The organism is Yoonia sp. GPGPB17 (assembly GCF_037892195.1).
GTDB lineage: Bacteria > Pseudomonadota > Alphaproteobacteria > Rhodobacterales > Rhodobacteraceae > Yoonia.
On sequence record NZ_JATACI010000002.1, the window covers coordinates 1,713,013 to 1,729,574 of the forward strand.

The following is a 16,562-nucleotide window of genomic DNA, read 5'->3' on the forward strand; positions in this document are numbered from 1 at the left end:
GTTTGGCAAACATTCAAGTTGAGTTTGCGTGAACAGGCAGTGATCTCACTGTAACATTCCAACAAAAAAGCCGCCCAATCGGACGGCTTTTTGTCTTTGAACCCGCTGAAAGCTTATCCGCCGATTGTCGCCAGATAGGCGATCAGGTTCGCACGGTCTTCAACATCGCGCATGCCGTTATAGCTCATCGCTGTGCCCGGCGCATATCCGCGCGGGTTTTCAAGGAATGCGTTCAGATTTTCCGGGGTCCATACATCCGCCGCTGCGATCAAAGCGCCGGAATAACCGAAGTCTTCGTAGAACTCTACAGGGCGGTCAACGACGCCGTAGAGCGCAGGTCCTGTGCCATGCTCGCCCGATTCAAGTGCGTGGCAGGACCGGCATCCACGCCACAGGCCTTCACCGTCCTCTGCACTTGCAGAGGCAAACACGACCGAGAAGGGTACTTCTTCGACAGGCTCTTCGTCTTCTACGTCAGTTTCTTCGACTTCAATGACGTAAGCTTGCTCGTGATATTTGCCATGACCGCCCGCGTGGTAAATCTCTTCGGCAAGCCAGGCACCCAGCAAGAAGACAAGGAAAGTGCTGCAAAGACCACCGATCAATTTGGTCATTGTCATTGTGTCGAACATGTCGCGTTCCATTCAGTTCAAGTTTCGTCGCTATCTATCCGCTTCCCACACCCGGTTGCAAGGTGTACTGCCGCGACCAAACGCCCATTTTTTCTGGGTGACAACACGGAGGTCACAGTGATGCCGCAAAAAATCGCATTTCAGGGCGAGTTGGGTGCATATGGGCACGAAGCATGCGTGACCGCACGCCCCGAATACACGCCCCTGCCCTGCGGGACGTTTGAGGATGCCATTGAAGCAGTGCGCAGCGGTTCTGCTGATCTGGGCATGATTGCCGTCGAAAACTCCACCTATGGCCGCGTGGCCGATGTGCACTCTCTTCTGCCCAAAAGTGGTTTACATATCGTGGATGAGACTTTTGTGCGGGTGCACATCAATCTGCTTGGCAAGGTGGACGCAGTACTATCGGACATCAAGCAAGCCCGTGGTCACCCCGTCATTCTGCCACAATGCGGTGAATTCCTGCGTACCCACAAGATCACCCCCCGCAGCAGTTCAGATAATGCCCGCGCCGCGCGCGAAGTCGCGTCTGGCGATGATCCCGGTATCGCAGCACTCGCGTCAGAGCTGGCCGCCGAAATCTATGGTCTCAAGGTGCTGGCGCATAACATCGAAGATAATGCACGCAACACAACGCGTTTTCTGATCATGGCCCGTGAGCCAGACTATGCGCGCCGCGGCCCGCATGGCATGATGACCAGCTTTGTATTCCGGGTGCGCAACATTCCCGCAGCTCTCTACAAAGCGATGGGTGGGTTTGCGACCAATGGCGTGAACATGACCAAGCTGGAAAGCTATATGGTTGGCGGTGAGTTCACAGCCACACAGTTTTATGCCGAGATTGAAGGGCATCCAGACGATCACGCCGTCAAATTGGCAATGGAAGAACTGGGGTACTTTACCGACCTCTTGCATGTGATGGGCACCTACCCGGCTGCGGCCCGGCGGCACGAAAAAGCAGGAAGCGCCACCTGATCACGATTGCAACACCTTTGCCGGATCTAATGTCCGCGCCGATAATCGTCCTCGACGGTTTCACTATACTCCAGAACCCGTGCCTTAAACCGTTTGGTCATCTTGGTTTTTGCAAGTTTGAGCGATTGCAACAGCAAACGCGCAGTCAGTGTCTTGGCGCGCATGTCAAAAGAGACCAAAACACGGGTCCTTGTCGCGGATAATGCAACAAGTTCCACCTGCGTGATTGCGGTCAGACCATCCGATTGGCTTTCAATTTCCACGGCCTGTTCGGGTTCAAGCCGGGTGAGCTCTGCAGCGACCTTGCGCAAACGGCCCCGAAATTCAAAGCTGATGTCCCAAACCGTCCCCATCGCCGCGTCACCTGTTGTGCGGCAACTCACATCGATTCCCTGACGCATGGCCCGGCGTTCGAAGTTCGCGAAATCGGTGACCCGCCCGTAAACATAGCTGATCGGGGCTTCGATATCTTCGCGCGTGCTGAACTTCATGGGTGTTGATTCCTAACCTACCGTCTAGTCAAGCCGATCAGACAGCCAGGCCTCAAGCAAGAAATGCGCAATCGCACCCTTGCGTGCCGGCAAAAGCTTGGGGTGGTTGCCCGCGAAGGCATCCACCATTTCTTCGCGGGTCACCCATATCGCATCCTCAATTTCTTCGGGATCAATCGTCAGATCCGTGTTGATGGCATCACCCGCGCATCCGAACATCAAAGATGCAGGGAAAGGCCACGGCTGGCTGGACAAATAGGATACTGCACCCACCCGCACGCCCGCCTCCTCGAACACCTCGCGGCGCACCGCCGCTTCAATCGTTTCACCGGGCTCTACAAAGCCAGCAAGTAGCGAATACATCCCATCCGGCCATCCCGGCGAACGGCCCACAAGCACGGCGTTGCCATGCGTGATCAACATGATGACTACCGGATCGGTACGCGGGAAGTGATGGCCCCCACAAGCTGGACAGTCACGTTGCCATCCGCCCATAGCCATCACACTTTCCGTCCCACAACGCGCACAAAAGCGATGTGTCCGGTGCCATTCGGTGACCGCCTTAGCTGTCGCTGCCAATTCTGCATCACGCGGCGACAGGCGGGTCATAACGGCGCGCAATTCCGCAAATACAGCATTCGGGACCGCCGGGTGCCGCTGCTCGGACGGGTCGAGAAAGCTATTGAGCGTTTCTGTATCCAGGTCCGCAGGTTCCCATGCAGAAAGATCGGCTGAAAAAACTGGTGTATCGGCTTCACGCCCCAGAAAAATAGTTGACGCCGATGCATCTGCCATCACGGGGTGATCCAATGGCACGCGCATCAAATCATCACCACAAATCATAGGTTTACCACGCCACAATAGCATCGCGCACGCGCCGTTTTGTGTTTTTAACTCATCGGCCATCACGCGCATTTCCGCTGCACGATCAAGGCCAGATCCACCGAATGTCACTGTTTCTGCAATTTTCATCGCGCCCGCATGACATGGACCTTGCGTAAGTGCAATTTTTTCCGTCATCTTGGCATGGTAGATGCGCTAAGCGCTCGTTAAGGTTGCAGAATGCAGACTAAGTCTCCCCCTATGCCTGACTACCCGATTGGGCGACTGCAGGTGCTTGAGACGACCGACTTGCATATGCAGTTGCTTGACTATGACTATTTTGCAGACAAACCCGATCCCAGCATCGGATTGATTGGTTTGGCCGATCAGATAAAGGCTCTGCGTGAAGATAAGGGTGTAACAACGCTTTTGTTTGACAATGGCGACCTGCTGCAAGGCAACCCGCTGGCAGATCACATCGCAGCCCACGCCCAACCGGGCGAAACACATCCGATGATCGCCGCCCTAAATACGCTGCAATATGACGCAATGACGCTCGGCAATCACGAATTTGATTATGGGTTGAAGTTCCTGCGTGATACGCTGGCCAACGCCGCGTTTCCGATTGTCAGCGCAAATATCAGCTGCTTGGATGGTGGCACACTGGCGAACCCTTTTGTTATTATGGAACGTGAAATCCTTTGTGATGATGCGCAGCGACGGGAGATCAAAATCGGAATCACCGGTTTTGCCCCCCTCAGATTTCAGATGGGGACAATGCATTCGGCAACAACGGTGTGAAAGTCGATGACATTGTCGCAACTGCATCTGAAGTCGTTCCTCAGATGCAAGCAGCCGGGGCTGATGTGATTATCGCCCTTTGCCATTCCGGGATCGGTGACGATAAATACTTGCCACAGATGGAGAACGCGGCCCTGCCGCTGGCCAAGGTGAGCGGCATTGATGCCCTTCTGCTGGGGCACACACATGAAGCTTTTCCCGACCCCGCAGGCCGGTCTGCAACCGATGCAGATTATGCGACAGGGCGTCTTTATGGCAAACCGGCCGTGATGGCGACATTCTGCGGCAAATCACTTGGTGTGCTCGAGCTGGACCTGCAATGGGTTGCGGACGGATGGGGGATTGTAGGCCAAAAGGCCTCACTAAGACATACGGCGGGAACGGCTGCAGAAAGCCCTTTGCGTCAGCGATTGCGTGACCTTGTCAGCGTGCCACATCGGGCAACAGTTTCCAAATTACGTGCGCCCATAGCACAAACGCAGATCCCTATCGCAAGCTACTTTGCGACCATCCAACCCGACCTGAGCCAGCAGCTGTTGGCGCGGGCCATGCAAAACAGCGTGGCAACGGCGCTGAAAGACACCGAACAAGCCGCGCTGCCTTTGCTTGCAGCAAAATCATCGTTCCGTTTTGGGGGCCGCAGCGGGCTGGGCCACTACATCGACATCCCACCGGGGCCGATTACACTGCGTGATGCGGCCGCAATTTTTCCCTTCGCCGACGCACTTTGCGCGGTAAGGCGTACGGGAAAGCAACTGCGGCTTTGGCTGGAACGGGCGTCAGCACATTACAATCAGGTGCGCCCCGGTATTCTGGATCAACCGCTTATCAACCCTCACAGCGCAGGTTACAATTGCGATACTATTTACGGACTATCTTATCAGATCGACCTGTCCCAGCCCGCCCGGTTCAATGCCAATGGCGTTGAAATCAATACCGACGCCTGCCGTATTCAAGATATCAGATACCAAGGGAAAACCGTTGCGGATGAGGACGTGTTTCTGGTCGCAGCCAACAGTTTTCGCGCCAAGGGTGGTGGGGGTTTCCCTGCCATCGCGTCTGAGGATGTTCTTTTCACCTCAGCGCATCCTGTCCGCACACATTTGATCGAATACCTCACGCAAACCGGGACGATCGCAACCCCGGTCCACGCGACATGGTCCTTTGCGCCGATACCTCAGACAGCTGCCCGATTCACCAGCGCACCCGCCGCGCGCCAACACATGTTCGGTCCGATCAGCCACATCGGCCCGGGCCCTGATGGGTTTGAGACATACCAGATCAGCTTCTGACGTCTTGCGAAGGCGTGCCAACCGGCTTATATCACGGGTGAGAGGTTGGCGCGGGCGAGCGCCTCGCCAACCTGGTCAGGTCCGGAAGGAAGCAGCCACAACGAGCCCCGCTTGGGTCGATGTCCAGCCTCTCACCTTCGATTTGCACAGCAAATTGAAGACCTCACCGCCGCATCCAGCAAAGGAGGATGTTGATGATTGTCGCAAGAAACACCCTCCCGGTCCGGGTGCGCTGAAGCTATTTCCGCCCCCTCGTCCGGTTCCCGCTGACGCATGGCCGCCAGCGCCACAAATACCTTTGACGAGGACAGATCATTGACAGAACTGACACGCGCCGCCCTTGGCTGGTCGCCCTACTATATGTCCCAACTCGAAATCGAAGAGTTGGAAACCCTTACCCCTGCCCGCATCGCCACCGTCCACCGCGACCGGGTTGTGGGCTTTTCAGAAATCGGCACGTTAGAATTGACGCTTGACGCCTAAGCATCACGACCGCCGCTGTCGGCGTCGGTGATTGGGTGCTTTGTGCGCCGGAACAGCACCGGCTGGTCCGGGTATTGGACCGGCAAACCGAACTGACACGCGGGACCGAATACCACACCGGTGAAAAGCAACTGATTGCCGCCAATCTGGATACGCTTTTTATCACATCATCATGCAACAACGACTTCAACCCAGCGCGTTTGGAGCGCTATCTGGCGCTAGCCCATGACGCAATGATCACACCTGTGATTGTGCTGACAAAGGCGGATCAAACCGACAATCCAGACACCTATGTCGATCAGGCGCGCGTACTCGGACGCGATCTTGAGGTTGTCGTCATGGATGCCAAAACCGATGACATCGCCGCATTGCTATCGCCGTGGTGCGGCAAGGGGCAGACAGTGGCATTGGCCGGGTCTTCCGGTGTCGGCAAAACCACTATCGCCAATGCTTTGACGGGTGGCGATGCGGCAACCCAAGCGATCCGCGAAGATGACGCGCGTGGGCGCCATACCACAACGGGCCGCTCGCTTCACCGAATGAACAGCGGTGGCTGGCTGATCGACACGCCGGGCATGCGTGGGCTTGGGGTTGCCGAAGTTGCATACGGGATTGACGCAACCTTTGCAGAAATCTCGGAGTTGGCAGAACAGTGCAAATTCCGGGACTGTGAGCATGAAACCGAACCCGGTTGTGCTGTTCAGGCAGCCATTGAAGCGGGTGACATTGATCCCGACCGGTTGAAACGGTTCAAAAAACTGAAGCGCGAAAACCAATATGCGACGGAAACAATTGCGCAGGCACGTGACCGCTATCGCAAGTTGGGTAAGGTCTATCGCTCGGCGACCCAGAAAAAGGGCAGATAGCCCGGCGTGTAAGGTGGATCATGATCCACCTTACCCTGCGCACGCCCAGCGCATTTGCGCATCGGTTTCCACAGCACAAGGACGCACGGCCTGCAGCCTTGCCAAAGCCAAATCATGGGTTTCTCCGGTGGCAATCATCAACCGCAGGACCATCATCCCTGACCGGCCGCATCCACCGAAACAATGCACCAGCACGCGGCCACCTTGCCCCAGCACTTCCAGCGCTTGATCCCGCACAATCGGCCAGTCCAAATTGTCGGGTACGCCAAAATCAGGAACCGGCAGGTGCAACCAGCCGATCCCTTCATTTGCCAGATCCGTGCCCAGCGTCCCGGCACCTTTGCGGTCCAGTTCCGCTTGCGAGGTCATGCTCAATACCAGATCAGGACGCCATTCCATCAACCGCAGCCAGTCGGCGTAGTAGTGTCGCGTCCTGCCGGGGATCGGGGTGATCGCAATCTCCCCGCCCCCTAGTTTCAGACTGTGTATCACAAATTCAAGCAACACCGTGTTCCACGAACTGACCCGGATAGCGGGCCGCCCACTCCGCCAGAAACTCCGCGACTTCAGGCTCTCCGGCCAATTCTATCGCGCGCCGGGGCAATGCGACACCTTCTTGCAAGGCAAGTTCGAGACACCCCAGATAGTCGCGCCCAGCACGATTGGGATTGTTCTCTGATCCGTGAATGACGGTCGACAGCAGGGTCCCGCCATAGCCGTTCACATGCCCCAAATCAGGTTTGAGGTGCAGAAAAAAGCGCATCACCTCTGGCAATCCCTCCCACCCGGCGGTTTGCACCGGGGTCACACCCATCTCATCCGGCATATTCCACGGCATGCCTAAAGCGACAAGCGCCTGCACATGGGGCAGTTTACCCGGCAGGTGTAAGATGTCTCTTACGATGTTTGCGTATGGTTTGGGCAGCGCCGATACATCCAACGATACGCCTGAGTCAACATCACCTACGGCGGCCCGCGCCAACTTCTCTTCAATTTCAGTCAAAGGCTCTGAGGCCAACATGCCCGCCAAAGCATCATGACCAAAGACCCGCGCACAGGCATAGGGTGTGACCCCACCGCGAACGATGCTTTGGTCGGCGCCATGCTCCAGCAGAAGTGCGCAGACCTCAGCCGAGCACAGCCTGATCGCCGCATGATGCAAGGCGGTCATCCCGCCATTGTCTTCATTGGGGTCAGCGCCCGCAGCAAGAAGCAGCTTCACCATCTCCGCATCATCAGCATCCATCGCCCGCAAAAGTGCATTCGTTCCCGTCGGATTGGCGCCCGCAGCCAGCAGCATCCTGACGCCCTTGGCATGCCCAAGTTCTGTCGCATGATAGAGGCTTTCATTGTCATTCGGATCAGCCCCCTGATCCAGAAGCCACTGTGCCATAGGCAGGTTCCCCACATGGCCAATCGCTCCGTAGAGTGCAGAGAGCATGTGATCGCTGCCCGGCTCGGCAGACATGCCGTCATTCACGTCCGCGCCATTGGCCACCAAAAGCGCTGCAATGGCGCACATATCATCCTCTTTATCAGGCCAAACGCGCAGCATTGGCGAATAGGTCAGATGTAGGATCGGCGTCTTGCCACCCCAGCTTTGGGTCGCCGCATCAGGGTTCTGGCGCAAAGCAGCTTGCACAGCTGGCAAATCATAGAGGGCAACCTGCAAGCCGAATTCACCATCGGCCAAATCAGAGTTATCCGCAATGATCTGGCGGGCGACTTGCGCCTGCCCATGGGCCAGTGCGATCTTGAGCCGTTGCAACTTGGCAGCGCGGTCCATGCCCCGCAACTCGACAGATGTTTTCAGCGAGGGCCAACTCGCAAAACTATGCTCTCTTGCGATCACATGCAGAAAATCGGCCCGTTTGAGCGCCCCCGTACGTCGTAGCCGCACCAGTTCAATGCGTTCAATCGCCGCGCGCTCTCCGCGTTCGTAAGATTTTTGAAGGGTTTTTGCCTGCCTGCGCAGGTCATCCAAAGGATGTGTCATTGGCTTCCTCACCAGATACGCCCCTTGGTTCGCTTCACGGAGGCAAATGAGAAAGACCACAGATGTGGGTCTTCAAGGTCGCTATTGGGTGCGTCACGCTTTCCGCGAACCAGGATGCTGCCCAACGCAGCGCCTTCAAATTACCCAAGCGGCGCGTCTTACGCAACCGCCTGCCCGCCACCTTTGCTTTCAACATGCGTTGGACGGTTTGATAAGGTAGACCTCTGGCATCACTGCCCCTAGTCTGACGCAACGCCCGAATCCCAATCCAAGGCCCCCATGACTGATCAGCCGCAATACCAAGTACTTGCCCGCAAATACCGGCCCGAAACCTTTGCCGATATGGTGGGCCAGGACGCGATGGTGCGGACGTTGAAGAACGCGTTCGAAGCAGACCGGATCGCGCAGGCTTTTATCATGACCGGCATCCGTGGCACCGGCAAAACAACAACCGCACGCATCATCGCCAAGGGCATGAACTGCATTGGCCCAGATGGCAAAGGTGGGCCTACGACAGAGCCTTGTGGTGAATGCGAACATTGCGTTGCCATCATGGAAGGCCGCCATGTCGATGTGATGGAAATGGACGCCGCCTCTCGGACCGGCGTCGGCGATATTCGCGAGATTATTGACTCTGTGCACTACAGGGCGGCCTCGGCCCGGTTCAAAATCTACATCATCGATGAAGTGCACATGCTGTCAAAGAACGCTTTCAACGCGCTGTTGAAGACGCTGGAAGAGCCACCAGAGCATGTGAAGTTCATCTTTGCGACAACAGAGATTCGGCAAGTACCGGTGACCGTCCTGTCGCGGTGCCAACGCTTTGATTTGCGTCGGATCGAGCCGGAAACCCAGATTGCGCTGCTGCGCAAGATCGCCACGGCAGAGGGCGCTGAGATCACGGATGAGGCGCTTGCTCTGATCACCCGTGCTGCCGAAGGCTCTGCGCGCGATGCCCAATCACTATTGGATCAGGCCATCAGCCATGGCGCAGGAGAGACCACCGCTGATCAGGTCCGCGCCATGCTTGGCCTCGCGGATCGTGGTCGTGTGCTGGACCTCTTTGATATGATCCTGCGGGGCGAAGCTGCTGCTGCTCTGACTGAGCTTTCGGGTCAATATGCTGATGGGGCCGACCCCATGGCGGTGCTGCGTGATCTGGCAGAGGTGTGCCACTGGATCAGCGTGATCAAGATCACACCAGAGGCCGCTGAAGATCCCACCATCAGCCCCGATGAACGCACGCGCGGTCAGGCGATGGCCGCTGATCTGCAAATGCGCGTACTATCGCGGATGTGGCAGATGCTGCTGAAAGCGCTGGACGAAGTTGCCATGGCCCCCAACGCGATGATGGCCGCCGAAATGGCCGTGATCCGGCTGACCCATGTCGCCGACCTGCCAAGCCCCGAAGAACTGGTGCGCAAACTGCAAGATGCCACGCCACCACCCGGCGGGCCATCCGGCGGCAGACCTGCGCCGCAAGCAGGCAGCACAACCGCGATGAGCAACACCCCTGCCCCGACGCATTCTGGCCCGACCGGACCCTCCGCATCAGGCGCACAAACTGCGGTGGCCCTGCAAACCGATGCATTGCAACACTATGCCCGCTTCGAAGATGTGGTCGAACTGATCCGCACCCATCGCGATGTGAAACTGCTGGTCGAGGTCGAAACCGGGCTGCGCCTTGTCAGCTATCAACCTGGCCGCATCGAAGTGAACCCGACCCCGGACGCGGCCCGCGATCTGGTTGGTCGGCTCGGGGCGCGGCTGCAAGCTTGGACAGGCAATCGTTGGGCAATCAGCGTCGCCGAAGGCGGCGGGCCTACAATTGCCGAAACACGGGACGCTGCTGAAAACGCACTGCTGCAAGAGGCGCAGGAACATCCACTGGTCAAAGCCGTGATTGCCACCTTCCCAAAGGCAAAGATCACCGAAATCAGAACAGAGGCCGAGAAAGAACAGCACGCATTGGCAGATGCGCTGCCCGAAGTGGATGATGAATGGGACCCGTTCGACGAAGACTAATCTGGGCAGCGCTCCTTGTTACCCCTGCACCGGCATGGGCCGAGGTCTGTGACAAGGAACGTCCCAACTGGTCCGGCGATCCGGTCACTGCTTTTGGTGAACTGATCTACCTGTTGCAAACGCCAGTCGTTCTGCTCCTTATTGTTGCAACGGCTTTGGCGGTGCGGTTCCGCAGTGAATGGGGCGGATTGGCCGTCGTGGTTGGCTGGAGCCTATCCACATTTCTTGCGACCGGCTGGGGTGACTTTGGCGACATCAGAGCAGCAGCTATGGCCGAGGGATGCGTCGGAAATTCCGCACTCTTCATCGTCTTTGCCGCACTGGTGTGTGTCGGCGTCGTGCTTTACACTGCGCCATTGAAACGGGACAATAAATAAGGAGATCAGTAACATGCTCAAAGGACTTGGCGGCCTTGGTGATATGGCCAAGATGATGAAGCAAGCACAGGAAATGCAGGGCAAGATGGCCCAGATGCAGGAAGACCTTGAAAACATCATGGTCGAAGGTGTGAGTGGCGCTGGTCTGGTCAAGGCGACGGCGACCGCTAAGGGCGAGCTCAAAGGCCTCGATATTGATCCATCCATCTTCAACGGTGACGACAAAGAAGTGGTCGAAGACCTGATTTTGGCAGCGATCAAGGATGCGCAGAGCAAAGCGACCGAACGCGCGCAGGAAGAGATGAGCAAGATGACCGAAGGGCTTGGCCTACCTCCGGGTATGAACTTGCCCTTCTAAGCAGCAAAGAATGACAAACGGCACCGAAGACCTCGATAATCTGATCACGCTGATGGCCAAACTGCCGGGGCTGGGGCCGCGTTCGGCACGACGCGCCGTGCTGCACCTGATCAAGAAACGGTCTCTGGTTCTGCTGCCGCTGGCTGATGCAATGCAGCGTGTCGGTGCAACAGTCCGCGAATGCCTGAACTGTGGCAATGTCTGTACGACCGATATCTGTGATATCTGCAGTGCGGAAAAGCGCGCCACGGGCCAGATCGCCGTGGTTGAAGATGTGGCCGATCTTTGGGCAATGGAACGCGCGCAGGTCTTTCAGGGACGCTATCATGTGCTTGGCGGCACACTGTCGGCGCTTGACGCGATCGGCCCGGATGAGCTGCGCATCCCCAAGCTGATTGATCGCATTAAGATTGAGAATGTCACCGAGGTGATCCTTGCGCTGGGTGCTACAATTGACGGCCAAACCACAGCCCACTACATCGCAGACCAACTGCCTGGCATCAGCGTGACATCGCTTGCACAAGGCGTGCCCATCGGGGGCGAGTTGGACTACCTTGATGATGGCACCATTACTGCCGCTCTCAATGCGCGCAAAGCGCTTTGACACACAGGTCCGTTATCAAGATGTTGCCATATCTTCGCACAGGGCTTGCCCCAATCAGCCAATACGCGGACACTGTAACGAGGGGTCTTACCTGAAATGACAAATGATCGACGCCAAGAAGACTTTGCACAACGGCTGAGCCGTATCTCAAAAGAGCGCGGCGGAGGGGCAGAGCCGGACCCAGCCGGGCGCGATGTTTCAGACTTTGACTACAACGTCCCGCGCGAAGCGCACCCTGTGCGCAACGGTATCATCTGGGTTGTTGCTCTCGCAGCCCTTGGCGCAGGCGGCTTTTACGGCTGGCAAGCGCTGCCACCAGATCTCAAGGCGTTGATATCGGGCGACGGAGTGGATGATGCGACGCTCCCCCCTGAAGAGATCATTGCGACGGACACCATGTCCGATGAGGGGCCAGTATTCGCGTCTCCCGCTATTGCGCATAGTGGGGCCGACCCGCTCGTCTTGAGCGATATTGTAACGCAGGTCAGCCTGCCGACCGAAAACACGGCCACCGGCGATATTGTACCCATCAGCCGCAACGACCAATGTAATCTACGCGACCCGGCCGCTGGTGAGAAGGTCATGGGCGTGCGCATTGAAAACGCCCTGTTACCTGCACCGCTGCACGCCTTTTCCGATGAACAGCTGGTGGATCAGTTACTCGAAAATGTCACAGCTGTGACCCAGCAGGGCGCCGATCCCATTGCCGACATGACCCTTAGCGGCGAAAAGACCGTACTTGATGTGTTTGTCACAGATACATCCGCCCCGATTTACCTTGTGCTGCAAAATATAGGGCCGGGCATCGTTTGGAACCTAAACGCTGGCCCTGGGGTCGAGATCGCACATGTGGCCCTTATCGGGTCAGATTTTTCCGGCGTGGCCAATCTGCCCGGCACTGCGACAACCGAAGCGCTGCTGGTCAGCGATTTCCTGCCTCCCCATCAATATGGGGCGGATGACATCCCGCGTGACTGCATGATCCGCCCCTGGCGCAGGCCACAACCCGAATGGATCGGGTCACGAAAATCCGAAGCTGGCAGTCTGCGATATCAGAACCTGATGTATTCTTACACCAAAGGATACGAAGCCTATGACCGCTGGTACACACAAACGCTTGGCGTCAACGCAAGCGCCAACACCATCACAGCACGCGATGCCGCACATGTGTTGCTCGGGCCCAAACCCGATGCGCCCTTTGACTATAGCCCTTTGGCTGGGCAAGACATTCGCATGGCAGAAACAGATCATTTGATGACGGGTGATTTCACGACTCGCACGGCCGCAGTCACCCAATTGCAACAAACGCTATTGCGTGCGGCCGCTGGCGGTGATCTCACGGCCCTCGACCCACCCGCAATGGAAAGGAATAGCCGATGAAACGGGGGTATCTTTCCTTTGTTGTCTTTCTGGTGATCCTAATCGGGCCAGTGATCGCTCTGAACTTTGGCGGAACCAATACTCTTGGGTGGTTGGGCGAGCGCACCGCAGCTTTCACCCCGCAACCGCCAACTAGTGCGCAGGAAATCGCAGCCGAACCAACGCCGGAAGATCCTTTTCAATGGCTTAGCGACAGGCCCGCTGTGCGGGAGGTTTTCATCCCGGATGAATTGACGGCAGCGCGCTACATCGGTGTCGAAAAGATCATCCGCCACGAGGAACTGCTGGTGTTCGGAGAGGCGCAGCCCGCCGACAATTTGCGCGAACTCTATGCCGCGGCCCGTGCGCCCGCACAATTGATTGAGTATTGCGCGGATATCCTGGCAACAATTGGCACCTCATGCGATGTGATCCGTACTGAGGCACGCGAGAACCGTGAAGGGAAATGGGTACTGGACGGCCATCTTGCCTACATCCCCATTGCGGACCTTGGCACCCCGGAAACTGTTGCGAACGGACAGTTGATCAGCACGAAGGCCATGCTTCCGTTTGAGGGTGACCTGCGCCCGCCGAATGATGCGCAAACACGCACTGACATGTTGCAACGCGCGCAATCGGTTTGTGACAGGCTGCGTGCGCAATTGGGAAACTGTGTGCTGACCCTTGTGGCATTTGACTTACAAGAGTTGTGGATCACCGACCTTGAGGCACTGCCCGCCGGGACAAACCCTCAACGCCTCACCGCTACAGCAGAGTTTACAGTATATGCGGATCCGGCACAGTTAGATGACACCGCCTTTGCCGATCTGGTCGCGTCACTTATGAACGCCACTTAAATTCTTAAGGCCGATGGCCCCGCATGAGGAGGATATGATGGCTGACCCATCGTTCTGGGACAAAGCCGCAAAGAAATATGCGGCTTCGCCCATCAAGGATATGGCAGCATATGAAGAGACGCTGGGTCGGACGCGGCATTACCTTGAGCGCACTGACCATTTGCTTGAGGTCGGATGCGGCACTGGCACGACAGCGCTGACGCTAGCAGGTGCGGTAAGGCAGGTTACAGCGACCGATTTGTCGGGCAAAATGCTTGAAATTGCGAAGGGCAAGCTTGCAGACAGGGGTGTAGCAAACGTCCGCTTTCAGCAATGCAAGATCACCGAACCCCTCAACAATGCACCTTTTGACGCAATCTGCGCCTTCAGTATTTTGCATTTGGTCGATGATCTGCCAGCAACGCTGTCTCATCTCTACAGCCAGTTGAAACCTGGCGGCTACGTCATCTCAAAAACAGCCTGCCTACACGACATGAATATGTTCATTCCGCCCATGATCAAACTCATGAAGGTCTTTGGCAAAGCGCCGCATGTTCTGTTGTTTGATGCGGCAACACTTGAAAATGCGTTCCGCGATGCCGGGCTTGAGGTCGTCGAAACCGGATACTTTGGAAAGAACAGATCAGCACGTTTTATCGTTGCGCAGCGCCCCGGGTAAACGAAAGAGGGCGCCCTCAGTGGACGCCCTATTCACAGCGTAGTGACTGACCTAGTCCTTGCTCTCATCATCGTCGGGCAGATTGAAAAAGCTGTCCGCATCGGCAACGTCACGATCATCGGTTTCTTCTTCGCCTTCTTCATCACGCGGATCGTTCAAACTGAACGTCTCAAGCCCGGCCATTGCACTTGGCATTTTGGGTTCAGCCGGCATGCCCAGTGACTGTTCGGTGCTGACCAGTTTGCGACGCTCGTCATCTGACATGACGGCGCCTTCTTTTTCTTTCTTGGCGTTGGCTTTTTGCACAGCGGCGTCGAGTTCAGACTGCTTACACAGGCCCAAAGCCACCGGATCAATCGGTTCGATGTTGTTGATGTTCCAGTGTGTCCGCTCGCGGATCGCCTGAATGGTCGGTTTGGTTGTACCGACCAGTTTGGAAATCTGACCATCTGACAGCTCCGGATGGAACTTGACCAACCAATAGATCGAAGCGGGCCGATCCTGACGCTTGGACAGGGGCGTATACCGCGGACCACGGCGCTTTTCTTCGTAAGCAGCAGCAGCATAGAATTTCAGCTTCAGCTTGTGCAGCGGGTTGGCCTCGGCCTTGTCGATCTCTTCCTGGGTCAACTGGTTGTTGGCGATAGGATCAAACCCCTTCACGCCCGTCGCAACGTCCCCATCGGCAATGCCCTGTACTTCCAGCTCGTGAAAGCCGCAGAAATCGGCAATCTGCTTAAAGGTCAAAGTGGTGTTATCGCAAAGCCAGACCGCGGTGGCTTTGGCCATAATCGGTTTATCGGACATCTTTCATCTCCATCATATCAACAGACAAGCCTCTCCTGCGCCCTTGAACTGGGCAGACTGCGGTGGCAGCCGGGTTCGCATTGTCGAGGAACTTGGGGCGTATATAGTGACGCATATGAAATTTGGAAAGATCAAAATGCATCGTGTGTTTGCACTGTTGGGCCTAATGGCATCACCGCTTTCGGCGCAGGATCGCGCAGGCGACTTTGACTACTACGTCATGTCACTGTCGTGGTCGGCCAACTGGTGTGCTTTGGAAGGCGACGCGCGCAATTCACCCCAATGCGACCCCTCAGCGGAATTCGGCTGGATATTGCATGGGCTCTGGCCGCAATACGAACGTGGTTACCCCGCCAACTGTACAACAAGCAAACGACCACCCAGCCGCAGCGATACCAGTGCTATGGCAGACATCATGGGTACATCAGGGCTGGCATGGCACCAATGGCGCAAGCATGGGGTGTGCTCGGGGCTATCTTCTGACGATTACTACGCCCTGTCGCGCGCAGCCTATGGCCGGATTACGCGGCCCGCCGTGTTGCGCTCATTGACGACAGAGGTGACGCTTCCAGCGTCCTTGATCGAAGAGGCATTTCTGGAAGACAACCCAAGCCTAGAGGCCGATCAGATCACGATCACCTGCAAATCCGGTTATATTCAAGAGGCGCGTATCTGCCTGACCCGCGATCTGGAATTCCGTGATTGTGGGCAAGATGTGATCCGCGATTGCACAATGACGAACGCGCAATTCGATCCAATGCGATGATTCTGGAAACGACAAAGGCATCAGCAAACCAATGCCTTTTCAGATCGTCAGGTACTGAGGTCTGGACCGTTAAGAATTTGTCGGCTCCACCTCCGCGGGAACGCGACTACCATCCTTAAGAGTGATTTCACCACGGCTGTCCTGACACTTTGGCGTGCCGTCGCGGTTCAGGCGTGGGGTCATAAAGCCCTCGAGTCCGTCATCAATGTACCAATGCTGACACCCATCCGGGTCAACCCAAACATTCGCCACACCATCGCGCAGAAAACCACCATCGACACCGCCATCGGTGACATCGTTGTTATCGCCGGTTCGTTCGCAAGCAACCAGCGCGCCAGCGGCCAGAACAATCATGGCACTTCGTGCAATACCCATCTTAGATACCATCCACTT

19 protein-coding genes, 1 other RNA gene and 1 pseudogene are annotated in these 16,562 nt (G+C 56.7%); 14 read left to right on the forward strand and 7 right to left on the reverse strand.

Translation table 11 applies throughout. The features are described from left to right. Positions 1–113: 113 nt before the first annotated feature. Positions 114–632 carry a c-type cytochrome gene (locus QTO30_RS09225; protein ID WP_340423872.1) on the reverse strand — a complete coding sequence of 173 codons (519 nt, stop codon included), beginning with the start codon at positions 630–632 and terminating at the stop codon, positions 114–116. Between the two features lie 120 nt (positions 633–752). Between QTO30_RS09225 and QTO30_RS09230 the strand changes: the two genes are divergently transcribed. Next, positions 753–1,607 (forward strand): prephenate dehydratase, encoded by an 855-nt coding sequence (locus QTO30_RS09230; protein WP_340423873.1) that lies wholly within the window; start codon positions 753–755, stop codon positions 1,605–1,607. A gap of 26 nt (positions 1,608–1,633) precedes the next feature. On the opposite strand, the gene QTO30_RS09235 is transcribed toward QTO30_RS09230, so the two are convergent. Both QTO30_RS09235 and nudC read right to left on the reverse strand, forming a co-directional pair. Beyond that, on the reverse strand, positions 1,634–2,098 hold the full coding sequence (locus tag QTO30_RS09235) for an SRPBCC family protein (RefSeq protein ID WP_340423874.1): 465 nt from the start codon (positions 2,096–2,098) through the stop codon (positions 1,634–1,636). Positions 2,099–2,122: 24 nt separating this feature from the next. Next, the gene (nudC, locus tag QTO30_RS09240; RefSeq protein WP_340423875.1) at positions 2,123–3,070 is read right to left on the reverse strand and encodes an NAD(+) diphosphatase; all 948 of its coding nucleotides are present in this window, start codon (positions 3,068–3,070) and stop codon (positions 2,123–2,125) included. A 90-nt stretch (positions 3,071–3,160) separates the two neighbouring features. Between nudC and QTO30_RS09245 the strand changes: the two genes are divergently transcribed. The 5 genes from QTO30_RS09245 to rsgA all read left to right on the forward strand — a co-directional run bounded on the left by QTO30_RS09245 (position 3,161) and on the right by rsgA (position 6,362). After that, positions 3,161–3,721: a metallophosphoesterase gene (locus QTO30_RS09245; RefSeq protein ID WP_340423876.1), complete on the forward strand. Its 561-nt coding sequence runs from the start codon at positions 3,161–3,163 to the stop codon at positions 3,719–3,721. After that, positions 3,718–5,013 carry a 5'-nucleotidase C-terminal domain-containing protein gene (locus QTO30_RS09250; protein ID WP_340423877.1) on the forward strand — a complete coding sequence of 432 codons (1,296 nt, stop codon included), beginning with the start codon at positions 3,718–3,720 and terminating at the stop codon, positions 5,011–5,013. The genes QTO30_RS09245 and QTO30_RS09250 overlap by 4 nt, the downstream gene beginning before the upstream one ends. 38 nt (positions 5,014–5,051) lie before the next feature. Then, positions 5,052–5,150: signal recognition particle sRNA small type (ffs, locus tag QTO30_RS09255), an RNA gene on the forward strand. Between the two features lie 178 nt (positions 5,151–5,328). Next, the gene (locus QTO30_RS09260; protein ID WP_340423878.1) at positions 5,329–5,496 is read left to right on the forward strand and encodes a hypothetical protein; all 168 of its coding nucleotides are present in this window, start codon (positions 5,329–5,331) and stop codon (positions 5,494–5,496) included. Positions 5,497–5,531: 35 nt separating this feature from the next. Next, the gene (gene rsgA, locus QTO30_RS09265; RefSeq protein WP_340423879.1) at positions 5,532–6,362 is read left to right on the forward strand and encodes a ribosome small subunit-dependent GTPase A; all 831 of its coding nucleotides are present in this window, start codon (positions 5,532–5,534) and stop codon (positions 6,360–6,362) included. Positions 6,363–6,392: 30 nt separating this feature from the next. Here rsgA and QTO30_RS09270 read toward each other — a convergent pair whose 3' ends face one another. Beyond that, the gene (locus tag QTO30_RS09270; RefSeq protein WP_340423880.1) at positions 6,393–6,866 is read right to left on the reverse strand and encodes a protein-tyrosine phosphatase family protein; all 474 of its coding nucleotides are present in this window, start codon (positions 6,864–6,866) and stop codon (positions 6,393–6,395) included. Next, positions 6,859–8,358 carry an ankyrin repeat domain-containing protein gene (locus QTO30_RS09275; RefSeq protein WP_340423881.1) on the reverse strand — a complete coding sequence of 500 codons (1,500 nt, stop codon included), beginning with the start codon at positions 8,356–8,358 and terminating at the stop codon, positions 6,859–6,861. Before QTO30_RS09275 ends, QTO30_RS09270 begins: the two co-directional genes overlap by 8 nt. Positions 8,359–8,601: 243 nt before the next feature. On the opposite strand from QTO30_RS09275, the pseudogene QTO30_RS09280 reads away from it, so the two are divergent. The 7 genes and pseudogenes from QTO30_RS09280 to QTO30_RS09310 all read left to right on the forward strand — a co-directional run. Continuing rightward, positions 8,602–10,383, forward strand: a pseudogene (locus QTO30_RS09280) (DNA polymerase III subunit gamma/tau); the annotation flags it as partial. After that, positions 10,359–10,760, forward strand: coding sequence for a hypothetical protein (locus tag QTO30_RS09285; RefSeq protein WP_340423882.1), 402 nt, complete (start codon positions 10,359–10,361; stop codon positions 10,758–10,760). The pseudogene QTO30_RS09280 and the gene QTO30_RS09285, both read left to right, overlap by 25 nt. Before the next feature lie 13 nt (positions 10,761–10,773). Beyond that, positions 10,774–11,118, forward strand: coding sequence for a YbaB/EbfC family nucleoid-associated protein (locus tag QTO30_RS09290; RefSeq protein ID WP_340423883.1), 345 nt, complete (start codon positions 10,774–10,776; stop codon positions 11,116–11,118). 10 nt (positions 11,119–11,128) lie between these two features. Next, the gene (recR, locus tag QTO30_RS09295; RefSeq protein WP_340423884.1) at positions 11,129–11,722 is read left to right on the forward strand and encodes a recombination mediator RecR; all 594 of its coding nucleotides are present in this window, start codon (positions 11,129–11,131) and stop codon (positions 11,720–11,722) included. Between the two features lie 96 nt (positions 11,723–11,818). Beyond that, positions 11,819–13,102 (forward strand): hypothetical protein, encoded by a 1,284-nt coding sequence (locus QTO30_RS09300; RefSeq protein ID WP_340423885.1) that lies wholly within the window; start codon positions 11,819–11,821, stop codon positions 13,100–13,102. Then, positions 13,099–13,938 carry a hypothetical protein gene (locus tag QTO30_RS09305; protein WP_340423886.1) on the forward strand — a complete coding sequence of 280 codons (840 nt, stop codon included), beginning with the start codon at positions 13,099–13,101 and terminating at the stop codon, positions 13,936–13,938. Before QTO30_RS09300 ends, QTO30_RS09305 begins: the two co-directional genes overlap by 4 nt. A gap of 34 nt (positions 13,939–13,972) precedes the next feature. Next, entirely contained in the window at positions 13,973–14,596 is a 624-nt protein-coding gene (locus QTO30_RS09310) for a class I SAM-dependent methyltransferase (protein ID WP_340423887.1), read from the forward strand. 51 nt (positions 14,597–14,647) lie between these two features. On the opposite strand, the gene QTO30_RS09315 is transcribed toward QTO30_RS09310, so the two are convergent. Next, positions 14,648–15,403, reverse strand: a complete 756-nt coding sequence (locus QTO30_RS09315; protein ID WP_340423888.1) for a DUF1013 domain-containing protein — start codon at positions 15,401–15,403, stop codon at positions 14,648–14,650. Between the two features lie 115 nt (positions 15,404–15,518). On the opposite strand from QTO30_RS09315, the gene QTO30_RS09320 reads away from it, so the two are divergent. Continuing rightward, complete coding sequence (locus QTO30_RS09320) at positions 15,519–16,169, forward strand: ribonuclease T2 family protein (RefSeq protein ID WP_445327139.1); 651 nt, start codon at positions 15,519–15,521, stop codon at positions 16,167–16,169. A gap of 69 nt (positions 16,170–16,238) precedes the next feature. Here the strand turns inward: QTO30_RS09320 and QTO30_RS09325 are convergent, their stop codons facing one another. Next, the gene (locus QTO30_RS09325; protein WP_340423889.1) at positions 16,239–16,544 is read right to left on the reverse strand and encodes a hypothetical protein; all 306 of its coding nucleotides are present in this window, start codon (positions 16,542–16,544) and stop codon (positions 16,239–16,241) included. Positions 16,545–16,562: the final 18 nt, after the last annotated feature.